Below are 18774 nucleotides of genomic sequence, written 5' to 3'. Positions count from 1 at the left end.
GCGCAAAAAGGCGTGCCCGGCGTCTATTTCCGTGCCGGTCGCGATCTCGTGAACGGCGGCAAGGCAGCGGGCGAACGCGAGCGAGCACGCTACAATGCCGTTTGCTATCACCAGACCTGCGATGAGTTCAAACCGGGTTGGGACATGACCGGCGCGGCGCAGGAAGGCAGCGTCGCCTACGCACTCGGACGTGAGATCGTGGGCGGAGCGACCTGGCCCACGTGGAATGCCTCAGAGCCGTTCCTGGCTGAGCGCGCGAAGAGCGACACGGAACGCCGCTGAGGGGCACACGCGCAACATCGAAGTGGCCATAATGACTAACTAGTCATCTCGTGTCGAGTACACCAAGATCGGCGAGAAGCCGACGAGGCCTGCGTTCCGCGTCGATTATCCTATTTCTTTTGCAGCGTAAAAAGCGGACCTTGTCGGTAATTTGATAGTCGATGCACGATTGGCACAACGTCAAGCACCGAAAGTGTGGCACGCTGCACACCATCGAAGAGCCTGTTTGCGTCTTCAGCAGCAAAGACACATCGTCCATCAAATGCCATAAACCGATTAGTCACGCGCTCGTGAAGACCAAGCAGCTGATAAGCTTGCCGCGCTTGGTGCTGAGCACCGTTCTCTTCGAACCACTGTTGGACGCTCTTCTCTGGTTGATGACCTTCGGTGTTTTTCCATTTCGTAGCGTCCCCCATGAGCTGCTTAAGCCCATGCAGGATCAATGAACTAGCGGGCTTGCTTACCATATTCATCGGAAAGCCAGCCTTTGCAGCAGATGAAAACACCATCATCGCGAGTGCGTAAGCGACGTTCGTGTCTCGACCGAACCCTAGATTGAGGCTCTCATAAAGATCGCAGAACCCCACGTTACCCTTTTCGAGAATACCCGCAAGCTCGATCACCTGCCGAGGCGTGTAAACCGCCTGAGCGACCGTACGAGTATTGATCGGGTCTGAAGATAGAAGTGCTGAAAATGACATAATATTGCCTCTAGTACGATTAGGGAGAGAGCATGATGGACATGCGCGGTTTGTGCACCCACTTTGCGGATCTGACTGCGAGAAAGCGGTGAGCGATCACACTACTAGGTCCCTGATGTTCCCGTTTGGCATCGAAGAATGCAGAAGGTTCGTTTTTTTTGAAAACCGCTACAGGATACGCTTCAGGTAAGGACACGCTGATCGAAGCCAAAGCGCGAGTTCAACAGTGGGCGACGCCGAAGACGGCGGAAGGGATAGCTGTCGTAGCCGGCGGCGCTGCGACGCTCACAATGCAGACGACCACACAGGATTTCGTGCCAACTTCGACGCTTACCTGACTGCTCATCGCAAGATCGCTGGCGCCAACTGCGCAGCTAGATGTCGCTGATCAAAAGAACGTTCCCGAACTCGTCGGTGCGACACCCCTGGCTGCCAAACACCCGCTACGTCTGTGCATGCCACTACGGAGCACAGCCGCTTCGGCGTAGACGTGGAAACGCGTTACTGTCATGGGACAGTCTCTCGCATGGTAGGGCAAGAACCTTGATCCTTGCCGCCATTTGCGTGTCTGAAGTTGCATCGACTGCTCGCCGACCACCGTGACGCTAGGTGAGTGGAGAAACCGTCCTTCACGCCGAGGACAATCAGCTCTCCACTCATAGCCCTTGATCGTGCGAAACCTACATGCGCAACCGCGCAAGGTGAGCTGCCCAAATCCTCAGAGCAGCCCGCTTCTCGGCATAGTACGCGTGCCTGTTGTACACGCCCTGCACGCCGGGTAGCTTGTGATTGACCACCCTCTCGACGACGTGTGGTGGAATAAGTGGTTGATCGTTCTCGTCCAATAAGCCGTACATGCCAGTGGCAAGCGTACGTCGCAGATCGTGAATGCTCCACGGCTCAACATCGATACCAACTTGGGCCGCCGCCGTGCTCATGGCTTCGTTCAAGGTCTTCGTAATTTTGCTAAAACCACTCATGGCATTCGCCGGATTGCTTTGACTTGGCCAAACCAGCTCAACACCTTTCCTGCGTCGCGATGCCGCAAGTTCAAGCATATCGGTCATGATCGCTGGTAGTGGCAATAGAAGCTCTACGTTGGTCTTCGTCCGATGCTTGGGAATAAGCCAGTCTCCGCGATTCATATCGAGTTCCGACCAGCGCATCCCGAAAGCTTCACCGCGGCGAACTCCAGTATGAAGCGCTAAAAGGAGCGGCTCGTTAAAAGGAGAGTTACGTTCGTCGAGCGCCTGAAAAAACAGGGCAATCTCATGATCCGATAATACGCGCCCTCGTGATTGCAGTTCGTGGAGCTTCGTCAAATCCACGGAAGGGTCGCAGGTCAACTCAGTGATGTGCCTTCCCTTTGTCACCGCCCACCGAAACCAGCGCCGAATGAGGCTCTGAAGGCCGTTGGAGATGCTTGGAGCTGTTAACAGCTTGCTCTGAAGAATATGTGCAAGGTCATTATGTGAAATGTCAAAATACGATCGCCCTCCAATTACCGGACTGATGTCACGGCGGTACAGCCGTCGCTTCTCCGCCGCGGATCTACGACTCGCCCCCTCATGAAGCATGTACTGCTCAAACATCCAGTCGCAGTCACGCTCACGGCGCTTCTGCTCAGCCTGCTCCTGGATCCTTGACTCCTCGATGACGTCAATCCCGAGATCGCGATTACGACCAATGTTCATGGCCCACTCGCGGGCTTCCTCAAGCGAATGCCTAGGAAACTGACCCAAGGTGTACTTCTTTGCCTTACCGTTGATGCGGAGCCTAGCCACGAAGGTAAGCGTGCCTGTGGGCCTGGAGGTTAACCTCAATCCCGGACAGTAGGCATCCACGTATTCGATAACTCTATCTGTGGGAACGATCGACTCGATGTACTTTTTTGTGAGCTTTACAGTTGGCATACCTTCTACCTCTCGTAAAAAGAGGCAGACCATCTATAACGAATGTAAGGAGCTCGCAAGAAGGGGCCAAAATGGACACTTGGCGGCATAAAGTCGAGTTAAAGTTGACACCCGCTGACTCGGTTGAGGTAACGCTGAGGTATCGCTTACGAGCTACGGTGTGCAACTAGAAGCAACCTTATGTTACGCTAATGCTAAGCCCGACTGTACATGGCGGAAACAATAAGTTCGAAAAGTCAATTTAGCGTTGCGCTACGTAACTAGTCTCGATGCTCTTAATCAGCGGGTCCTTGGTTCGAGCCCAAGTGCGCCCACCACCCTCCGTCGGGTTGCTATTTAAAACAGCTACAACCGCATGACCGGCAGCGTGCCCGACACGCTGCCGGTCGCGCCGGATCAGTCGCGGATCGCGGATCCGGCGTTCTGCAGCGCCGCACCGGTGCGATCGGCGGCACGATCGCCGGCGCGCTCGATGTTCTCACCCGCGCGGTCGGCGGCGGCATCGGCGTTGCGGGCGGCTTCCTTGGACTCAGCGGCGGCGCGGTCGCCCGCTCGGTCGATCTTCTCGCCCGCGCGGTCGGCGGCGGCCGCGACATCGTCGGCGGCGCGGTCGGTCGCCGCCGCCGCGCGGGAGCCGAGGTTCTTGGCATCGTCGCCGATCGCGTCCGCGGCCTGCGAGGTCTGTTCCTGCGCGCGCTCGCTGCACGCCGCCAGCGGCATCGCCGCGATAGCCATCGCCAGACCGAAATGAACCTTCTTCATACATCCTCCCGAAACACGGCGCGCGAGCGCGCCCGACAAGGCACCGCAAGACACTGGCGTCCTCCGGCAGCGGCTTCGTCAACCCGGCAGCGTCGGTAAACGTTCCGTAGCAGCAACGAGGCCGGTGCCGCGTGATCGCGCAGATCCGATCATGACGCGGTCACAATCCTGTGGCACGGGCACCCGCATGCGATACCTCCGCCGCCCCGCCCGCGCTCTGATCCCGGCCATGACCCTCGTGCTCTCCGCGCTGCCCAGCCCCGCGCTCGCCTGGGGCAAGACCGGACACCGCGTCGTCGGCGCGATCGCCGATCCGTTGCTGACACCGGCCGCGCGCGCCGGCGTGCGCGGCATCCTGGGCGTCGAGACAATGGCTGAAGCCTCGAACTGGCCCGATTTCATGCGCTCGGCACCCGACGATTATTGGCAGCACTCGACGCCGTGGCATTACGTGACGGTGCCACCCGGCAAGACCTACGCGCAAGTGACGCCGCCGCCCGAGGGTGACGCCGTGACCGCGCTGCGCGGCTTCACGGCAACGGTGAAGGACAGGAGCAAGCCACTCGCCGAGCGCCAGGCTGCGCTGCGCTTCATCATCCACATCATCGGCGACCTGCACCAGCCGCTCCACGCCGGAAAGGGCGACGACAAGGGCGGTAACGAGGTCGCGGTCACCTTCTTCGGCAAGCCGACCAACCTGCACTCGGTGTGGGACTCGGGACTGATCGACGACGAGCAGCTGTCGTATAGCGAACTGGCGGCGTGGCTCGGCGCGCGGATCACCCCCGCGGATCGCCGCGCCTGGGCGAGCATCGATCCGACCGTCTGGATCGCGGAGAGCACGGCGCTGCGCGACCAGATCTACCCGCGCGACCCGGCGCTGTCCTACGCCTACGTCTACCAGAACAAGGCGCGCGTGGAGCAGCGGCTCGAGATGGGCGGCGTCCGCCTGGCCGACTATCTGAACGCGCTATTCGCCGCCCCGCGCAAGCGCCGCTGACACGAAAAAGGGCGACACGTCACCGACGCGCCGCCCTTTCTCACTCGAGCCTGATCAGGCGAGCGCGTCCGCCACGACCTTGTTGACGATCTTGCCGCCGCGCACGTTCAGGCCTTCCATCAGCCCTGGGTTTTCCTCGCACGCCGCATAGCCCTTGTCGGCGAGCGCGAGGCCGTAGGGCAGCGTCGCGTTGTTGAGCGCGTGGCTGGAGGTCAGCGGCACCGCGCCGGGCATGTTGGCGACGCAGTAATGGATCACGCCGTCGACTTCGTAGGTCGGCTCGGCATGCGTCGTCGCGTGGCTGGTCTCGAAACAGCCGCCCTGATCGATGGCCACGTCGACCAGCACTGCGCGCGGCTTCATGTGGCTGAGCATCGGGCGCGTGACGAGCTTGGGCGCAGAGGCACCGGGGATCAGCACCGCGCCGATCACCGCGTCGGCCTCGGCGATCTCCTGCTCGATCGATTCGAGCGTCGACACGCGCGTCCGGACGCGACCGCCGAACAGCTCGTCGAGCTCGCGCAATCGCGGGATCGAGCGGTCGATGATCGTCACCTCGGCACCGAGGCCAACCGCCATGCGCGCGGCGTGCGTGCCGACGACGCCGCCGCCCAGCACGACGACGCGCCCCGGTTGCACGCCCGGCACGCCGCCCAGCAGCACGCCGCGACCGCCGTTCGGTGCCTTGAGCGCGTGCCCCGCCGCCTCGATCGAGAGTCGGCCCGCCACCTCGCTCATGGGTGCGAGCAGCGGCAACTGGCCGCGCGCGTCGGTGACGGTCTCGTACGCGACCGCGGTGACGCCCGATGCCATCAGCCCCTTGGCCTGCTCGGGATCCGGCGCGAGGTGAAGGTAAGTGAACAGGATCTGGTCGTCGCGCAGCTGCACCCACTCGCTCGGCTGCGGCTCCTTGACCTTCACGATCATCTGCGCGCGCGTGAACACTTCCTCGGCCGTGTCGACGATCTCGGCACCGGCGGCGCGGTAGACGTCGTCCGACGCGGCGATCCCGAGGCCGGCGCCCGCCTGCACCAGCACCTCGTGGCCGTGCGCGACATATTCGCGCACCGCGCCAGGCGTCAGGCCGACGCGATATTCGTGGTTCTTGATTTCTTTGGGCACACCGACGCGCATTTCAACTCTCCTCTACTTTGCTGCCTTTTACTGCGGCTCGCACGCCTTTTCTCGGCAAAGCTGGTCACCCTCTTGCGATATGTTGCCGCTTTCCTGCATCAAAGGGCGCGATGACGCAGCAATCCGATTTTCCCGATCGCATCGATCGCCGTCTGCTCGGTGCCTTGGTCGAGAACGCACGCGCGACCGCATTCGCGCTTGCCGAACGACTGGGTCGCAGCGCGACCGCCATCGCTAGGCGGCAACGCGCACTGGAGGAATCGGGCGTGATCGCGGGCTATGCCGCGCGCCTCGATCTCGGACGCCTTGGACTTGGCACCACCGTGCACATCAAGATGACGCTGGAAAGTCAGCGCAAGGACGTGCTCGAGGCGTTCGAGCACGCGATCGCGGTTAGCCCCTCGGTCGTGCGCTGCGACCTGATGTCGGGATCGTACGACTATCTCGTAACCGTGCAGGCGCGCGATCTGGCGCATTTCGCGGAGGTACACCGCGAGGAATTGTCACGCCTGCCCGGCGTTACCAGCATGGAATCGGGCTTCGTCCTGCGCGAGGTTGTGGGCGTGCGACTACCGCTCCACCTGCTCGATTGAGCGCGGTTGGAACCCAGGCGAGCGCATGATAGCTTAGCCTCCATGACCGAGCATGTGCCGATCACCAACGTGCCGACACGCGTCAAGCTGCGCGTCGAGGATTACCTGTCGCTCGATCGCGACGGTGCCTTTGACGGCTACGGCAAGACGGAACTGATCGACGGTGAGGTCACCTACATGAATGCGCAACACCGGCCGCACGCGCGCGTGAAGATGGGATTGTACGACGCGTTCAAGGACGCTCTGCCGCGCTCGGGAGAACAGTTGGGGATCATGGTAGAGGCGTCGATCGCCGTGCCTCCAAACAACGTTCCCGAACCCGATATCACCCTCACGAGCGAACCTGATGGCAGCGGCCTGATCCCGCTAAATTCCGTCCGACTCGTCGTGGAGGTTGCCGACACCACATTGCGGTCTGATTTGACCCTGAAAGCGACCGTTTACGCGCGTCATGGCGTGGCGGAATATTGGGTCGCCGACGTTAATGGTCGAGTGCTTCACCAGATGTGGTCGCCCGAGAACGACTATCGCGAGCGCAGGCTGATCACCTTTGGGGATGCGATTACCGCTGCCACCATTGCCAACCTGACGATCACGACCGACCATCTCTAAGCATCAGCGGCCTCGCCAATAGTTGAACGCCTTCGCCTGCTCCTCGGCAACGAATCGCTCAGCCTCGCCGCCTTCCCAAGCTCCGCGATAGCCGCGCCGCTCGGCCAGCGTCGTCCACCATCCCTGCCCCGGCAGCCGGTCGCCTTCTCGCACCACCAGCACGGCGAGCGCCGGCTCGCCCGCGCTCTCCCCTGCCAGATCGATCGCGTCGAGCGTCTTGCAGAGAGCACGCATCTTCGGTCGCGTGAAGCGATGACCGAGCATGCGCAGCAGCTCGGAATAACTCACCGCCCGCCCCTCACGCGCCGCATCCACCAACAGCCCGCGCACCAGCGCCACGTCGGCGATCGTGCCCGGCCCCTCGACCGGCACGATCCCCTCCGCCCCCAGCCAGTGCAACAAATCGTCGCCGTTGCCGGAGGCGCCGCGCATCAGCGCGTCAGCTTCTTGTACGCCAGCCGTGTCGGACGATCGGCGGCGTCGCCCAGGCGACGGCGCTTGTCTTCCTCGTAGCTCTCGTAATTGCCCTCGAACCATTCGACGTGGCTGTCGCCCTCGAAGGCGAGGATGTGGGTACACAGCCGATCGAGGAAGAAGCGATCGTGGCTGATGACCACGGCGCAGCCCGCGAACGTCTCCAGCGCCTCTTCGAGCGCGCGCAGCGTCTCGACGTCGAGGTCGTTGGTCGGCTCGTCGAGCAGCAGGACGTTACCGCCCTCCTTCAGCATCTTCGCCATGTGGACGCGGTTGCGCTCGCCGCCCGACAGCTGGCCGACTTTCTTCTGCTGGTCGGGGCCGCGGAAGTTGAACGCGCCGACGTAGGCGCGCGTGCCGAGCTCCTGCTTGCCGAACCGGAACACCTCCAGCTCGTCGGAAATTTCCTGCCACACGTTCTTGTTCGGATCGAGATGATCGCGGCTCTGGTCGACGTAGCCGAGCTTGACCGTCGAGCCGACCTCGATCGTGCCGCCATCGGGCTGCTCTTGGCCCGTGATTAGCTTGAACAAAGTCGACTTGCCCGCGCCGTTCGGCCCGATGACGCCGACGATGCCGCCCGGCGGCAGCGTGAAGTCGAGACCATCAAACAGCAGTTTGTCGCCGTACGACTTGGTCAGTCCCTTGGCCTCGATCACCTTGCCACCCAGACGCTCGGGCAGCTGGATCAGGATCTGCGCCTTGCCCGCGACGCGATTCTCCTGCTTCTCCATCAGCTCGTCGAATGCGCGGATGCGCGCCTTGGATTTGGTCTGGCGCGCCTTGGGGGTCTGGCGCATCCAGGCGAGCTCGTCGGCAATCGCGCGCTGGCGGCCTGCCTCCTCGCGCTCTTCCTGCTCCAGCCGCTTGGCCTTCTTCTCCAAGTAGCCCGAGTAGTTCGACTCGTAGGTGTAATAACGCCCGCGATCGAGCTCGAGCACCCAGTTGACGACATTGTCGAGGAAGTAGCGGTCGTGGGTGACGAGGATGACGTTGCCGGTATATTCCTTCAGGAAGTTTTCCAGCCACGACACGCTCTCCGCGTCCAGGTGGTTGGTCGGCTCGTCGAGCAGCAGGATATCGGGCTTCTCCAGCAGCAGCCGGCACAGCGCCACGCGACGCTTCTCACCGCCCGACAGGTTGGTGACGGGCGAGTCGGACGGCGGGCAACGCAGCGCCTCCATCGCTTGTTCGAGCTGGCTGTCGAGGCTCCACCCGTCGGCGGCGTCGATCTTCGCCTGCAGCTCGCCCATCTCCTCCATCAGCGCGTCGAAGTCGGTGTCGTCCTTCGGATCTCCCATCTCGGCCGAGATCGCGTTGAACCGCTCCACCATGTCGGCGACGGGTCCGGCGCCCAGCCGCACGTTCTCGATCACCGTCTTGCTGTCGTCGAGCTTCGGCTCCTGCGGCAGGTAGCCGACGCGGACGCCTTCGGCCGCCCAAGCCTCGCCGACGAAATCGGTGTCGATCCCGCCCATGATCTTCATCAGCGTCGACTTGCCCGCGCCGTTCGGACCGATGATCGCGATCTTCGCGCCCGGAATGAACTGCAGGTGGATGTTGTTGAGCACGGGCTTGTTCGCGCCCGGGAAGGTCTTGGTCAGACCCTTCATGACATAGGTATATTGGACGGCCACGGGTCGCCTTCTCGCGTGATGATGCTGGGGGAAAATTGTTCCCGTCATATGTAAGCGTCCGGCGCGGCGTTGGCAAACCGGCAGGTGCCGGTTACGCCTTCGTTCCATGAAGTGCATCCTGCTCGCGGCCAGTGCCGCTGCCGCCCTGTCCGCCCCCGCCGCGGCGCAGACCCCGCCGTCGCCGAGCCCGGCGGGCCAGCCGGCGGTTACACGCCCGGCACCGACGCCGCCCGCGCCGGTCGACCCGCGCGTGGCAGCGCTGCGCGATGCCGCGTTGAAGGACGAGGTCGGCTATGACATCGTCGAGGGACTGACGACCGAGGTCGGTCAGCGGCTCGCCGGCACCGAGGCGGAGGCGCGTGCGCGGGCCTGGGGCGCCGCAAAGCTCAAGGCGCTCGGGTTCAAGAACGTGCGGATCGAGACCTATCAGATGCCCGTCTGGGTGCGCGGCGCCGAGGAAGCCGAGATCGTCTCTCCCTTCCCGCAGAAGCTGAAACTCGCCGCGCTCGGCAACTCGGGCTCGACTGGCGCGCAGGGGCTGACCGCCGACCTCGCCGTGTTCCCGAGCATGACCGAGTTCGTCAACGCACCCGCGGTCGCCGTGCGCGGCAAGATCGTCTATATCGGCAACTCGATGCAGCCGACGCAGGATGGCTCCAGCTACGGCGCGAACGGTCCCGCGCGCTTCACCGGACCGGCAATGGCAGCGGCAAAGGGCGCGGCGGCGATCGTGATCCGCTCGATCGGCACCGACACGCACCGGCTGCCGCACACCGGCGTGACGAACTTCCCCGCCGGCACCGCCGCGATCCCCGCTGCCGCGCTCGCTGTCCCCGATGCCGAGCAGATCGAGCGGATGGCGAAGCGCGGCAAGCCGATCCGCATGCACCTGGTCCTCACACCGCAGCAGACCGGGAGCCACGAATCGGGCAACGTCATCGCCGAGGTACCCGGCAGCGATCCGGGCGCCGGCATCGTGCTGATCGGTGGCCACCTCGACAGCTGGGATCTCGCCACCGGCGCGATCGATGATGCCAGCGGCGTCGCGATCACCACCGCCGCGGCGAAGCGCATCCTCGATTCGGGCAAGCGCCCGCGCCGCACGATCCGCGTCGTCTGGTTCGGCGCGGAGGAAGTCGGCGGCTTCGGCGGCGAAGATTACGCGAAGAAGCACGGCACGGAGCGCCACGCGATCGCGGCGGAAAGCGACTTCGGCGCCGACCGCGTCTGGCGCTTCGAAACGACGCTACCGGCGGGCGCCAAGCCGATCTCGGATCGCCTCGCCAGCGCGCTAGCCCCGCTCGGCATCGTGCGCGGAACCGGGGGTGCAGGTGACGGATCGGATATCGAGGCGACGATCAAGACCGGCGTAGCGGGCGTCGACCTCAACCAGTCGGGCCTGCGCTACTTCGACGTCCACCATACGCCCGACGACACGCTCGACCGCGTCGATCCGGCGCAGCTGCAGCAGAATGTTGCCGCCTGGGCGACGATGCTCGCAGTGGTCGCCGACGCGCCCGAAGAGATCGGATCGGTGACGCGGCCGTGATGTCAAGTGCTCAACCACTCGTCGCAACCTGTACGCCAGATGAATTTTCCTTATTGACCCCCTGAACCGCTAGGGTATTCGGGCGTTTCGCGACGGCGTTGGGGTCGGCCGCGATTTTTGTGATGCTTGGGAGCATTCGAATGAAGAAGATCCTGCTCGTTGCCGCTGCCGCCGGCCTGATGTCCGTTGCTGCTTGCTCGAAGTCGCCGGAAGCCAACGCGGTCGAGAACAACGCCGACATGATGGCGGACAACATGGACGCGATGGCCGACAACGTCGCTGACATGTCGAACACCACTGCGAACCCGTTCGCCGAGGACAACGCCGAGGCGGTTGCCGAGAACATCCACGACGCGGCCGACAACGTCCGTGACTCGGCGGACGACGCGACCACCAACATGTAATCCGACCCGGTTCGGGTCTTGTTGATGCCTAGGTTGATCCCTCTGGCCGGCGCCGCGCTTCTTCTGCTCGGCGGCTGCAGCAAACCCGAACCGGTCTCGGTCGAGAATGGTACCGAGGCATTGTCCGCCAATCTGGAGCAGATGGCGAACGAGTTGGAGGCGGAAGCGGCGGGTCAGGTCAACGCGACCGAGCGCGAGACGCTCACCGACGCAGCCGCCACGCTCGACAATGCGTCGGACGCGGTCAACCTGTCCGACACCACCGCGAACGACTAGCTCGCGGTCGGCATCCATCACTCACCCGATCAAGGGCGTCCCGTTCGCGGGGCGCCCTTTTTCGTTCAGCTATCCTTATGCCGTCTTCGTTCACCTTCACGCGTGAACCAGATCGCGCCCGCCGAGTTGTGCCGCTGACGACAGGTCGGATGCGAAGGCGGACAAGATATGCGCAAATCCTTTCTGATGGGGCTGGTCGGTGGCCAGCGCGCGATGACCCCGCTCGCGACCGTCGCGATCGCCGCCGCTCGCGGTCAGCTGCCCGCGGATAATGGCGCACCCAGGCTGCTCGCGAACCCGCTGGTTGCCGCCGGCACGCTCGCGCTCGCGATCGGCGAGATGGCGGGCGACAAGCAGAAGACCGCCCCCAACCGCGTCGTGCCGATTGGCCTCGCCGCACGCTTCGTCACCTCGGCGATCGCGGGTGCTGCATTGGTACCCAAGCGGCAGCGTTGGATCGGCGCCGCGGTCGGCGGCGTGACCGCGGTCGTCGCTTCCTACCCCGGTTGGCGCACGCGCATGGCGTGGCTGCCCAAATACGGCCAGACGCCCACCGGCTTCGCCGAAGATCTGGCGGTGCTCTCCTCCGCCGCGGCGATCGTCCGGCAATAGCTTGCCAAGCTTGCGTCGGAGCCGCTACCTGCGGCGGGCGCGCGGAGGGCCTGTAGCTCAACGGTTAGAGCTGGCCGCTCATAACGGCTAGGTTGCGGGTTCGAGTCCTGCCGGGCCCACCGCGCGCATGTCATCCAGTGCATCGATGACCTCACCGAGCGCCACGGGCGCGTAGCCGCATCGCCCCAGCGCGGGCAGCACGTCGTCCCACCAGGCATGGAAGCGCGCCAACCCGCGCGCGTCACGCACGTAGGGCGTGTGTCCCGGCACCAGCGACGGCGAGTGAAACGTCAGCTGCAACAACCGCTCACCATCCGCCGCCGCCTGCTCGATCGCGCATACCGCCTCGCCGACTGGCGTGCCCTCTGGCGTCAGTGGCACCCGCGACAACAGCTTGGTGCGAGAGAAGGCACCGCGCGCCTTCGGCACACGCCCGAGCAGCGGATGCAGCCAGGCACCGTGCGCGCGCAGCAACCCGGTGTAGATCGTCGAAAGCGGCAGCTCGACCAGCGCGCCATCACCCAGCGTGAAGGCCCCCGGCCCCACCGCGACGAAATCAGGCCCGCCTTCTCGCGCGTAATCAAAGCGCGCGCGCATCGAGGCATCGATCCGAAAACCACGCGACGCGAGCGTGTGAAAGGTGTGCGGCCCAACCCCGTAACGCCCGGCGCGGAAGATGCACGGCCGACGCCCAAGCGTGCGCTCGATCATCGCGATCAGCCGGTCGAGCTTCGCCGCCTCGACCTCGCGCGGAAGATTGCCCGCGAAGGTTTCCACCCGCGCGCCGCTCCCGAGCGGCGGGGTTACCCAGCTGTGCAGTTGCGCACCAATCGCGGTCGCCGGATCGCGCGCCAGCAGATCGCGTATCGTTGCCGCGGCCGCCTCATTCGACGCTACGACATAATCGACCATGTAGATCGGGCTGACGCCGTGCGCCCGCAGCCGCTCGTGCATGGCCGGCAGCGCCGCGACCGCAGTCACATCATAATCGTCACTCGCACCCGGCGACGACCAGTCGAATTCTTCCTCGGTGTCGATCGTCACCACGAAGCGGCGCCCGAACGTGGCGGGCCAATCCAGCGCCGCGCCGTCCGGCGTCGCGAAGCGATGCGTCACGGAAGGAGCGTGGAAGCGGCATCCTTGCGTGCCGCGACCGCGCGCGGCAGCGCGACCGTCAACCGCGTCGGCTCGAACAGCAGGTGACCACCCAGCTGCGCCGCGAGATTGCGCACGAGCCTGAGCGCGAAGCCCACGCCCAGTAGCGGCGCGCCATCGGCATCGTCGACCTGATCGTCGAGGTGGAGCAGCCCCAGATCATCGCGCCCGACGAACGCCGCCGGGCGATCGATCGACACGTGCAGCAGGTCGCCTGCCCCCTCATCGACCATCACGCGCAACGTCTCGCCCGGCGCACTCGCCGACAGCAGGGTAGCGCTCAGCCGCGAGATCACACGCTCGACCGCGATTGGGTCCGCGGCCACGCGCACGTCGGACGCGTCGGGCAGCAGCAGCGCCGCGCCGCGACGCGCGGCCAGCGGAGCTAGGTCCTCCGCCACCTGCGCCAGCAGCGGCTGCAACGCGATCACGTCGGCCCGCAGGTCGAGTGCCGCGGCCTCGATCCGCGCCGCCATGTCGAGATCTTCGATCGCGCCGATCAGGCCCGACACTTGCGCGCGGATCGCCGCTGCGCGCTCACGGTAGGTTTCGGCGACCGGCCCGAGCAACTCGCGCTCGATCAATTCGGAGAAGCCTGCGATCGCGTTGGTTGGGGTGCGCAGTTCGTGCACCAGCCGCCGCAGACCCTCGGCGCCGCGTGCATCGAGCGTCGGCGCGGGGACCGGACGTGCGCGCGCCGCATCCTCGTCGATCCGCGGGCGCCGCGCGCTGCCGCGATAGCCCATGAAACGACCGCTGCTCTGCTCGAACACCGGCACGCCTGCGATCCGCCAGTCGCCACCGAGCGGTGAATTGCCCGCGACCACGAGCCGCGCGTCGCTGAACGCCGCGCGCTTGCGGAACGCACCCGCCGCGACGCCGTCGACCCCGGTGCGCGCAACTCCGGCATGCGCCAGATGCGTGCCGATCACCGCGCCGCGCGGGGCACTGTCGATCCAGCGGATGATGCCGTCGGCGTCGCTCTCGAACCGGAACGACGCGACCTGCGCCTCGTCGGCTAGTGCGAGCGGGTACGGCGTGTTGCGCCCGCGCTGGAACTCCTCGATCCGGTGCACCAGATCGGCGATCTCAAACCGCTCGCCGGGCACGGGGGGAGCCTCCGCGGCAACCGGAACGACAGGCTCGTCGGAAACCGCGCGAACGATCGGCACATCGGAAACCGCCGCAACCGGCCCGCCCTCTACCACCTGAGTCGACGGTCGCTGGTCGCTCAACGCGAAGTCGGTGCGCCCCATCGTCTCCAGCGCGCGCATCGCGCTCGGCGGCAGATCGCTGCGCTGACGCAGGACGCTGCGCCCCATCGGCGACAGGCGCGGAATCAGCTCGTCCCAGTTCTCGGGCGTCAGCCGCGCGACCCGCAGCACCGATGCCGCGACCTCCGCATCGTCGGCGGCGAACAAGGCGACGAGCGGCGCAGGCGGGTCGGCCAGCGCGAGGCCACGCGCGACCGATGCCCGAGTACCGACTGGCACATGCTCACCGATCGCCCGCAGCCGGGCGATCAGCACATCGTCGGCCGGCGCGCGACCGCGCGCGATCAAATCGGTCAGCTGGCGGAACGCAGCGCGCGCGCCGAAGGATGTCGACACATCGGCGGCGAGAACCGTCTTCAGACTGTCATCAAACCGCACGCGACCCTCCTTGCAGGGCTGACAACGATCGCTGCGCGACCTGATCGACCCGGCCTACAACGCAGATGTTGCCACGTCATCACCGACGCGCGGGCAATTTGTCGCACCTTGGCACAATTGCGTTATCGCGCAATTATCCTATAGCGGCACCGCGAACATCTGTCCTCATCGTTCGCAGGATTGATATCGGGATATAGTCATGGCGTTGGACAAGATCGACCGCGAAATCCTCTCGCTGCTTCAGGAGGACGGACGCATGACCAACGTCGACCTGGCCGAGCGCGTCGGCCTGACCGCCCCCCCGTGCCTGCGCCGGGTGCGGGCGTTGGAACAGGCTGGCGTTATTCGTGGCTATCACGCCGATTGCGATCCGGCGAAGCTCGGCTATCCGATCACCGTCTTCGCGATGGTCAGCCTGCGCAGCCAGGCCGAGCAGGATCTGGCGCTGTTCGAGCGGCACATCGCGACGATCCCCGAGGTGCGCGAATGCCATATGCTCAACGGTGAGATCGACTTCATCCTCAAGATCGTCGCGCCCGATCTGGAGAGTTTCCAGCGGCTGCTGACGACGCAGCTGACCGCCGCCCCCAATGTCGCCAGCGTCAAATCATCGCTGACGATCCGCACGGCCAAGGCGCAGACCGGCGTACCGATCCCTTGAGACAGGCGCATCTAAAGGTCGCGTGAAAGAAAAAGGGCGACCCGCAGGCCGCCCTCTCCCTCACAATTCTTCGGATCAGCCGACCGGCGGGTGATCCAGATACTCGATCCACAGACCTGCCAGATCGGCGCGGGGCTGACCCTTTACCGCCTCGAACGCGGTGCGCGCAGCCGCCTTGTCGCCCGAGTAAGCGAGCGCGATGCCGAGGCGGGTGTTGACCGCGTCGGCGTCGACCTGACCCTTCTGCAACGCAACGCGGTACAGCTCGACCGCCTTGGCGTAATTGCCCGAGCCGAGATACGCGTCCGCCGTGCTCGCCGCCAGCTTGCCGTTCGCCGCTGCCTTGGCCCGCGTCTCGAGCCCCGAGAGCGAGCCCTCGTTGGAGATCGACTTGTCGGCGAGCTGGAGCAGCGAGGTGGCATTGCTGCTCGACGCCGGGATCTTGCCCGCGGCCTTGCCCTCGTTCAGCACCGACTTGGCTTCCCACGGAATACCCAAGTCTAGCGCCGACTGCGCGTAGATTTCGTAATCATACTGGTCGGCCAGCGCCTTGCCGTTGCGCAGCAGGCGGAACAGGTCGACCTTCTGCCCCTTGTCGAGCGTCGCGACACCGCCAGAGGTCAGGCCGAACGTCGTCACCACGTCACGCCAGTTCTTGGCGGTCGGATACGCCTCGACGTACTTCTTGAGCCACTGGTAGGTCAGCGCGCCGTTGCGCTTCTGATTGCTCTTCGCGATCATGAAGCGATACAGGTCCTCGCCCGGCTTCTGCCCCGCGGCGGTCTGCGCGGCGATTACCTTGTCCATCTCGGCCGACGCACCGGCGAGGTCGCCCGCATCCGCCTTGGCTTTCAGGATCTGCAGCGACATGTTGGGGTTGGTGTAGCCGGCCGCCTGCGCCGCCGCGAAATATTGCGCGGCCGCGGCATTGTCCTTGGCGTTGGTCGCGATGCGGCCGAGCTCGTAATTGTAGCGACCGATGTCGGCCGGCGGCGTCTTCGGATTCGTCACCAGCACCTTGAGCGGCACCGCGAGCGCGGCGTCGCTGCCCTGATTGTTACCGATCTTCTTGGCTTCGAGGTTGAGGCGCAACGCCGCCGAGATATAGCGCTCATCGTCCGTCTTCGCGGCTGCCTCGGCCTGCGCGATCGACGTCTCTGCCGCGGCCAGATCATTCGCGGCAAGCGCGGTCTGCGCCGCAGCGGCAGGCGCCTGCACTTCCTTGCTGAGCTTCAGCGCCGGACCTTCCGCCTTCTTGTCCTTCTTCTGCGCGGCGGCGGGCTGGACCGCCAGCGACGCGCCACCGGCGAGAAGGGCGGCTGCGAACAACGCGTTGGTGAACCTCTTCATCGACTATTCTCTCCGATACGGCCGTGATCGTGCCTGCTGCCGCGATGCTCTACTGATACGGCGTCGCGGGTTCAAGGAAGGGACATTACGTACCCGTCACGCGCTGAACCCCGATTGAACGCGCGCGTTCCGGCGGCTAGCGCGGGCGCGATGATTGCCCTGCTCTCCCCCGCCAAGACGCTCGACCTCGACACACCCGCACCGTGCGACGCCACCCGTCCGCGCTTCGCCGAAGAGGCCGCCACGCTGGCCAAAGCCGCCTCGCACCTCACCCAGAAGAAGCTCGCCGAGCTGATGCACATCAGCCCCGCGCTCGCGAAGCTCAACGCCGACCGTTTCCGCGACTTCCCGGACGCCGCCGAGCGCCCGGCGATCTACACCTTTGCCGGCGACGTCTACACCGGGTTCGAGGTCGCGACCCTGGACGAGCCCGCGATCCGCTTCGCGCAGGATCATTTGCGGCTGCTGTCGGGCCTGTACGGCCTGCTCCGCCCGCTAGACGCGATGCGGCCCTACCGGCTCGAAATGGGCACGCGCTGGGCACCGCGTCGTAAAAAGCTGACCGACTGGTGGGGCAATCGCATCGCCGACGCGCTCGCCGCCGATCTGGCGGAAGAGGGTTCGGGGGCGATCCTCAACCTCGCGTCGAACGAGTATTTCGCGGCCGTGGACGGCAAGCTGCCCGCCGGCACCCGCGTGATCGCGGTCGATTTCCGCGAGGCTGACGGCCGCTTCATCAGCTTTCACGCGAAAAAGGCGCGCGGCACGATGGCGCGCTGGATGGTCGAGCATCGCGTCACCGACGCGCAAGCAATGCGGGGCTTCGACAGCGACGGCTACGCCTTTGACGCGAGCGCGAGCAGCGACGATCGCTGGACCTTCACCCGCTCATGAACGCGATCAGGAACGCTGTCGTCATCGGCGCCTCGGGCGGGATCGGAGCGGCGCTGGTCGAGGCGCTGGAGGAGGAGGATGTCAGCGTCCTGCCCTTCGCCCGTTCCTTCACCGGCGACCGCCATCTCGACCTGGAGGATGAGGCGAGCATCGCCGCCGCCGCTGCCCGCGCCGGTTCACCCGACCTCGTGATCGTCGCCACCGGCTTGCTCCACGATGCCGCGCACGGCCCCGAAAAGGCGATCCGCGAGCTCGACCCCGCCTGGCTCGCGCGCCAGTTCGCGGTCAACGCGATCGGTCCCGCGCTCGTCGCCAAGCATTTCCTGCCGGCAATGCCGAAGACCGGGCGCAGCGTGCTCGCGTTCCTATCCGCGCGGGTCGGCAGCATCACCGACAATCGGCTCGGCGGCTGGTACGGCTATCGCGCCTCGAAGGCCGCGCTCAACCAGCTCGTCCGCACGCTGGCGGTCGAGGACAAGCGCCGCAACGATCGCGGGCTGGTCGTCGCGCTGCATCCGGGCACGGTCGACACCGCGCTGTCGCAGCCGTTCCGCCAAGCGGGCCGCGACCTGTTCAAGCCCGATCGTGCCGCGGTGCAATTGCTCGACGTAATCGACGGCCTGAAGGTCACTGACAGCGGGCGTCATTTCGCGTGGGACGGCGCCGAGATCGCGCCCTGACCCATGTGCGCGGGCTTGTTACGCAACCTTCATGAACGCGACAGCGCGGCGTCATGCGCAGGCTTCTAATCAGGCAGGAGGCGCGATGAAGCGCCGGACGATTAGGAGACCTTCGATGACCCGTTCGTTGCCCTTCGCGCTTCTCGCCTCCGCCGCGCTGTTCTCCGCCGGGATGGCGGTCGCGCAGACACCGATGACGCACGCGACCACCGCGGCGCGCACCACCACGCGCACCATGACGAAGACGTCGTCGATGAAACCCGCGATGGCGACGACCCGCACGACGCAGTCGCGCACGGCTGCCGGTCACATGGTCACCACCAAGACCGCGACCGGGAAGAGCGTGACCTACGATTGCTCAAAGGCGGGCAACAAGACCAAGCAGGCCTGCAAGCGCTGATCCGACTTCATATGCTCCCGCGCGCGCACGTAC

At 65.2% G+C, this 18774-nt stretch carries 20 protein-coding genes, 1 tRNA gene and 1 pseudogene; 13 read left to right on the top strand and 9 right to left on the bottom strand.

Going from position 1 to position 18774, the window contains the following annotated elements:
- Positions 1-282 (top strand): annotated as a pseudogene (locus tag BMW51_RS14475) (M28 family peptidase); the annotation flags it as partial.
- 110 nt (positions 283-392) lie between these two features.
- Here the strand turns inward: BMW51_RS14475 and BMW51_RS15910 are convergent.
- From BMW51_RS15910 to BMW51_RS14460, 3 genes are all read right to left on the bottom strand, one after another.
- Positions 393-983: a hypothetical protein gene (locus tag BMW51_RS15910; RefSeq protein WP_143051877.1), complete on the bottom strand. Its 591-nt coding sequence runs from the start codon at positions 981-983 to the stop codon at positions 393-395.
- A gap of 680 nt (positions 984-1663) precedes the next feature.
- Positions 1664-2896, bottom strand: coding sequence for a tyrosine-type recombinase/integrase (locus tag BMW51_RS14465; protein WP_177171694.1), 1233 nt, complete (start codon positions 2894-2896; stop codon positions 1664-1666).
- A 396-nt stretch (positions 2897-3292) separates the two neighbouring features.
- Entirely contained in the window at positions 3293-3658 is a 366-nt protein-coding gene (locus BMW51_RS14460) for a hypothetical protein (protein ID WP_093007662.1), read from the bottom strand.
- A gap of 229 nt (positions 3659-3887) precedes the next feature.
- On the opposite strand from BMW51_RS14460, the gene BMW51_RS14455 reads away from it, so the two are divergent.
- Positions 3888-4658, top strand: coding sequence for a S1/P1 nuclease (locus tag BMW51_RS14455; RefSeq protein WP_245708562.1), 771 nt, complete (start codon positions 3888-3890; stop codon positions 4656-4658).
- Between the two features lie 54 nt (positions 4659-4712).
- On the opposite strand, the gene ald is transcribed toward BMW51_RS14455, so the two are convergent.
- Entirely contained in the window at positions 4713-5792 is a 1080-nt protein-coding gene (gene ald, locus BMW51_RS14450; protein ID WP_093007660.1) for an alanine dehydrogenase, read from the bottom strand.
- 110 nt (positions 5793-5902) lie between these two features.
- Between ald and BMW51_RS14445 the strand changes: the two genes are divergently transcribed.
- Together BMW51_RS14445 and BMW51_RS14440 are read left to right on the top strand one after the other, a co-directional pair.
- Positions 5903-6385 carry an Lrp/AsnC family transcriptional regulator gene (locus tag BMW51_RS14445; protein WP_093007658.1) on the top strand — a complete coding sequence of 161 codons (483 nt, stop codon included), beginning with the start codon at positions 5903-5905 and terminating at the stop codon, positions 6383-6385.
- A gap of 42 nt (positions 6386-6427) precedes the next feature.
- The gene (locus tag BMW51_RS14440) at positions 6428-6997 is read left to right on the top strand and encodes a Uma2 family endonuclease (RefSeq protein ID WP_093007656.1); all 570 of its coding nucleotides are present in this window, start codon (positions 6428-6430) and stop codon (positions 6995-6997) included.
- 3 nt (positions 6998-7000) lie between these two features.
- Here the strand turns inward: BMW51_RS14440 and BMW51_RS14435 are convergent, their stop codons facing one another.
- Positions 7001-7429 (bottom strand): ribose-phosphate pyrophosphokinase, encoded by a 429-nt coding sequence (locus tag BMW51_RS14435; RefSeq protein WP_093007654.1) that lies wholly within the window; start codon positions 7427-7429, stop codon positions 7001-7003.
- Positions 7429-9108 (bottom strand): energy-dependent translational throttle protein EttA, encoded by a 1680-nt coding sequence (gene ettA / locus BMW51_RS14430; protein WP_093007652.1) that lies wholly within the window; start codon positions 9106-9108, stop codon positions 7429-7431. The genes BMW51_RS14435 and ettA overlap by 1 nt, the downstream gene beginning before the upstream one ends.
- Positions 9109-9214: 106 nt before the next feature.
- Here ettA and BMW51_RS14425 point away from each other — a divergent pair, with 106 nt between their 5' ends.
- The 5 genes from BMW51_RS14425 to BMW51_RS14405 all read left to right on the top strand — a co-directional run bounded on the left by BMW51_RS14425 (position 9215) and on the right by BMW51_RS14405 (position 12068).
- Positions 9215-10657 (top strand): M20/M25/M40 family metallo-hydrolase, encoded by a 1443-nt coding sequence (locus BMW51_RS14425; protein ID WP_093007650.1) that lies wholly within the window; start codon positions 9215-9217, stop codon positions 10655-10657.
- A 140-nt stretch (positions 10658-10797) separates the two neighbouring features.
- Positions 10798-11061, top strand: a complete 264-nt coding sequence (locus BMW51_RS14420; RefSeq protein ID WP_093007648.1) for a hypothetical protein — start codon at positions 10798-10800, stop codon at positions 11059-11061.
- A gap of 24 nt (positions 11062-11085) precedes the next feature.
- The gene (locus tag BMW51_RS14415; RefSeq protein ID WP_218139397.1) at positions 11086-11337 is read left to right on the top strand and encodes a hypothetical protein; all 252 of its coding nucleotides are present in this window, start codon (positions 11086-11088) and stop codon (positions 11335-11337) included.
- A 168-nt stretch (positions 11338-11505) separates the two neighbouring features.
- Positions 11506-11949, top strand: a complete 444-nt coding sequence (locus tag BMW51_RS14410) for a DUF4126 family protein (RefSeq protein ID WP_093007644.1) — start codon at positions 11506-11508, stop codon at positions 11947-11949.
- A 46-nt stretch (positions 11950-11995) separates the two neighbouring features.
- Positions 11996-12068 (top strand) — tRNA-Ile (locus tag BMW51_RS14405).
- On the opposite strand, the gene BMW51_RS14400 is transcribed toward BMW51_RS14405, so the two are convergent.
- On the bottom strand, positions 12037-13065 hold the full coding sequence (locus BMW51_RS14400) for a polysaccharide deacetylase family protein (RefSeq protein ID WP_093007642.1): 1029 nt from the start codon (positions 13063-13065) through the stop codon (positions 12037-12039). The two genes, BMW51_RS14405 and BMW51_RS14400, sit on opposite strands and share 32 nt — an antisense overlap.
- Entirely contained in the window at positions 13062-14756 is a 1695-nt protein-coding gene (locus BMW51_RS14395; RefSeq protein ID WP_093007640.1) for a sensor histidine kinase, read from the bottom strand. The genes BMW51_RS14400 and BMW51_RS14395 overlap by 4 nt, the downstream gene beginning before the upstream one ends.
- Positions 14757-14955: 199 nt before the next feature.
- Between BMW51_RS14395 and BMW51_RS14390 the strand changes: the two genes are divergently transcribed.
- A complete protein-coding gene (locus BMW51_RS14390; RefSeq protein WP_093007638.1) occupies positions 14956-15417 on the top strand; it encodes an Lrp/AsnC family transcriptional regulator in 462 nt (153 codons plus the stop codon).
- A gap of 75 nt (positions 15418-15492) precedes the next feature.
- Here BMW51_RS14390 and BMW51_RS14385 read toward each other — a convergent pair whose 3' ends face one another.
- Positions 15493-16767 (bottom strand): tetratricopeptide repeat protein, encoded by a 1275-nt coding sequence (locus BMW51_RS14385; RefSeq protein WP_093007636.1) that lies wholly within the window; start codon positions 16765-16767, stop codon positions 15493-15495.
- Positions 16768-16917: 150 nt separating this feature from the next.
- On the opposite strand from BMW51_RS14385, the gene yaaA reads away from it, so the two are divergent.
- The 3 genes from yaaA (at position 16918) to BMW51_RS14370 (ending at position 18741) form a co-directional block, all read left to right on the top strand.
- Positions 16918-17661: a peroxide stress protein YaaA gene (gene yaaA, locus BMW51_RS14380; RefSeq protein WP_093007634.1), complete on the top strand. Its 744-nt coding sequence runs from the start codon at positions 16918-16920 to the stop codon at positions 17659-17661.
- Positions 17658-18341 carry an SDR family NAD(P)-dependent oxidoreductase gene (locus BMW51_RS14375; protein WP_093007632.1) on the top strand — a complete coding sequence of 228 codons (684 nt, stop codon included), beginning with the start codon at positions 17658-17660 and terminating at the stop codon, positions 18339-18341. Before yaaA ends, BMW51_RS14375 begins: the two co-directional genes overlap by 4 nt.
- Positions 18342-18456: 115 nt before the next feature.
- Positions 18457-18741: a hypothetical protein gene (locus tag BMW51_RS14370; RefSeq protein ID WP_093007630.1), complete on the top strand. Its 285-nt coding sequence runs from the start codon at positions 18457-18459 to the stop codon at positions 18739-18741.
- Positions 18742-18774: the final 33 nt, after the last annotated feature.

This window comes from Sphingomonas palmae (assembly GCF_900109565.1).
In the GTDB taxonomy this organism is placed as follows: domain Bacteria; phylum Pseudomonadota; class Alphaproteobacteria; order Sphingomonadales; family Sphingomonadaceae; genus Sphingomonas; species Sphingomonas palmae.
Note: the sequence above shows the minus strand (reverse complement) of the source record. Positions and strands in the feature narration are given on the sequence as shown.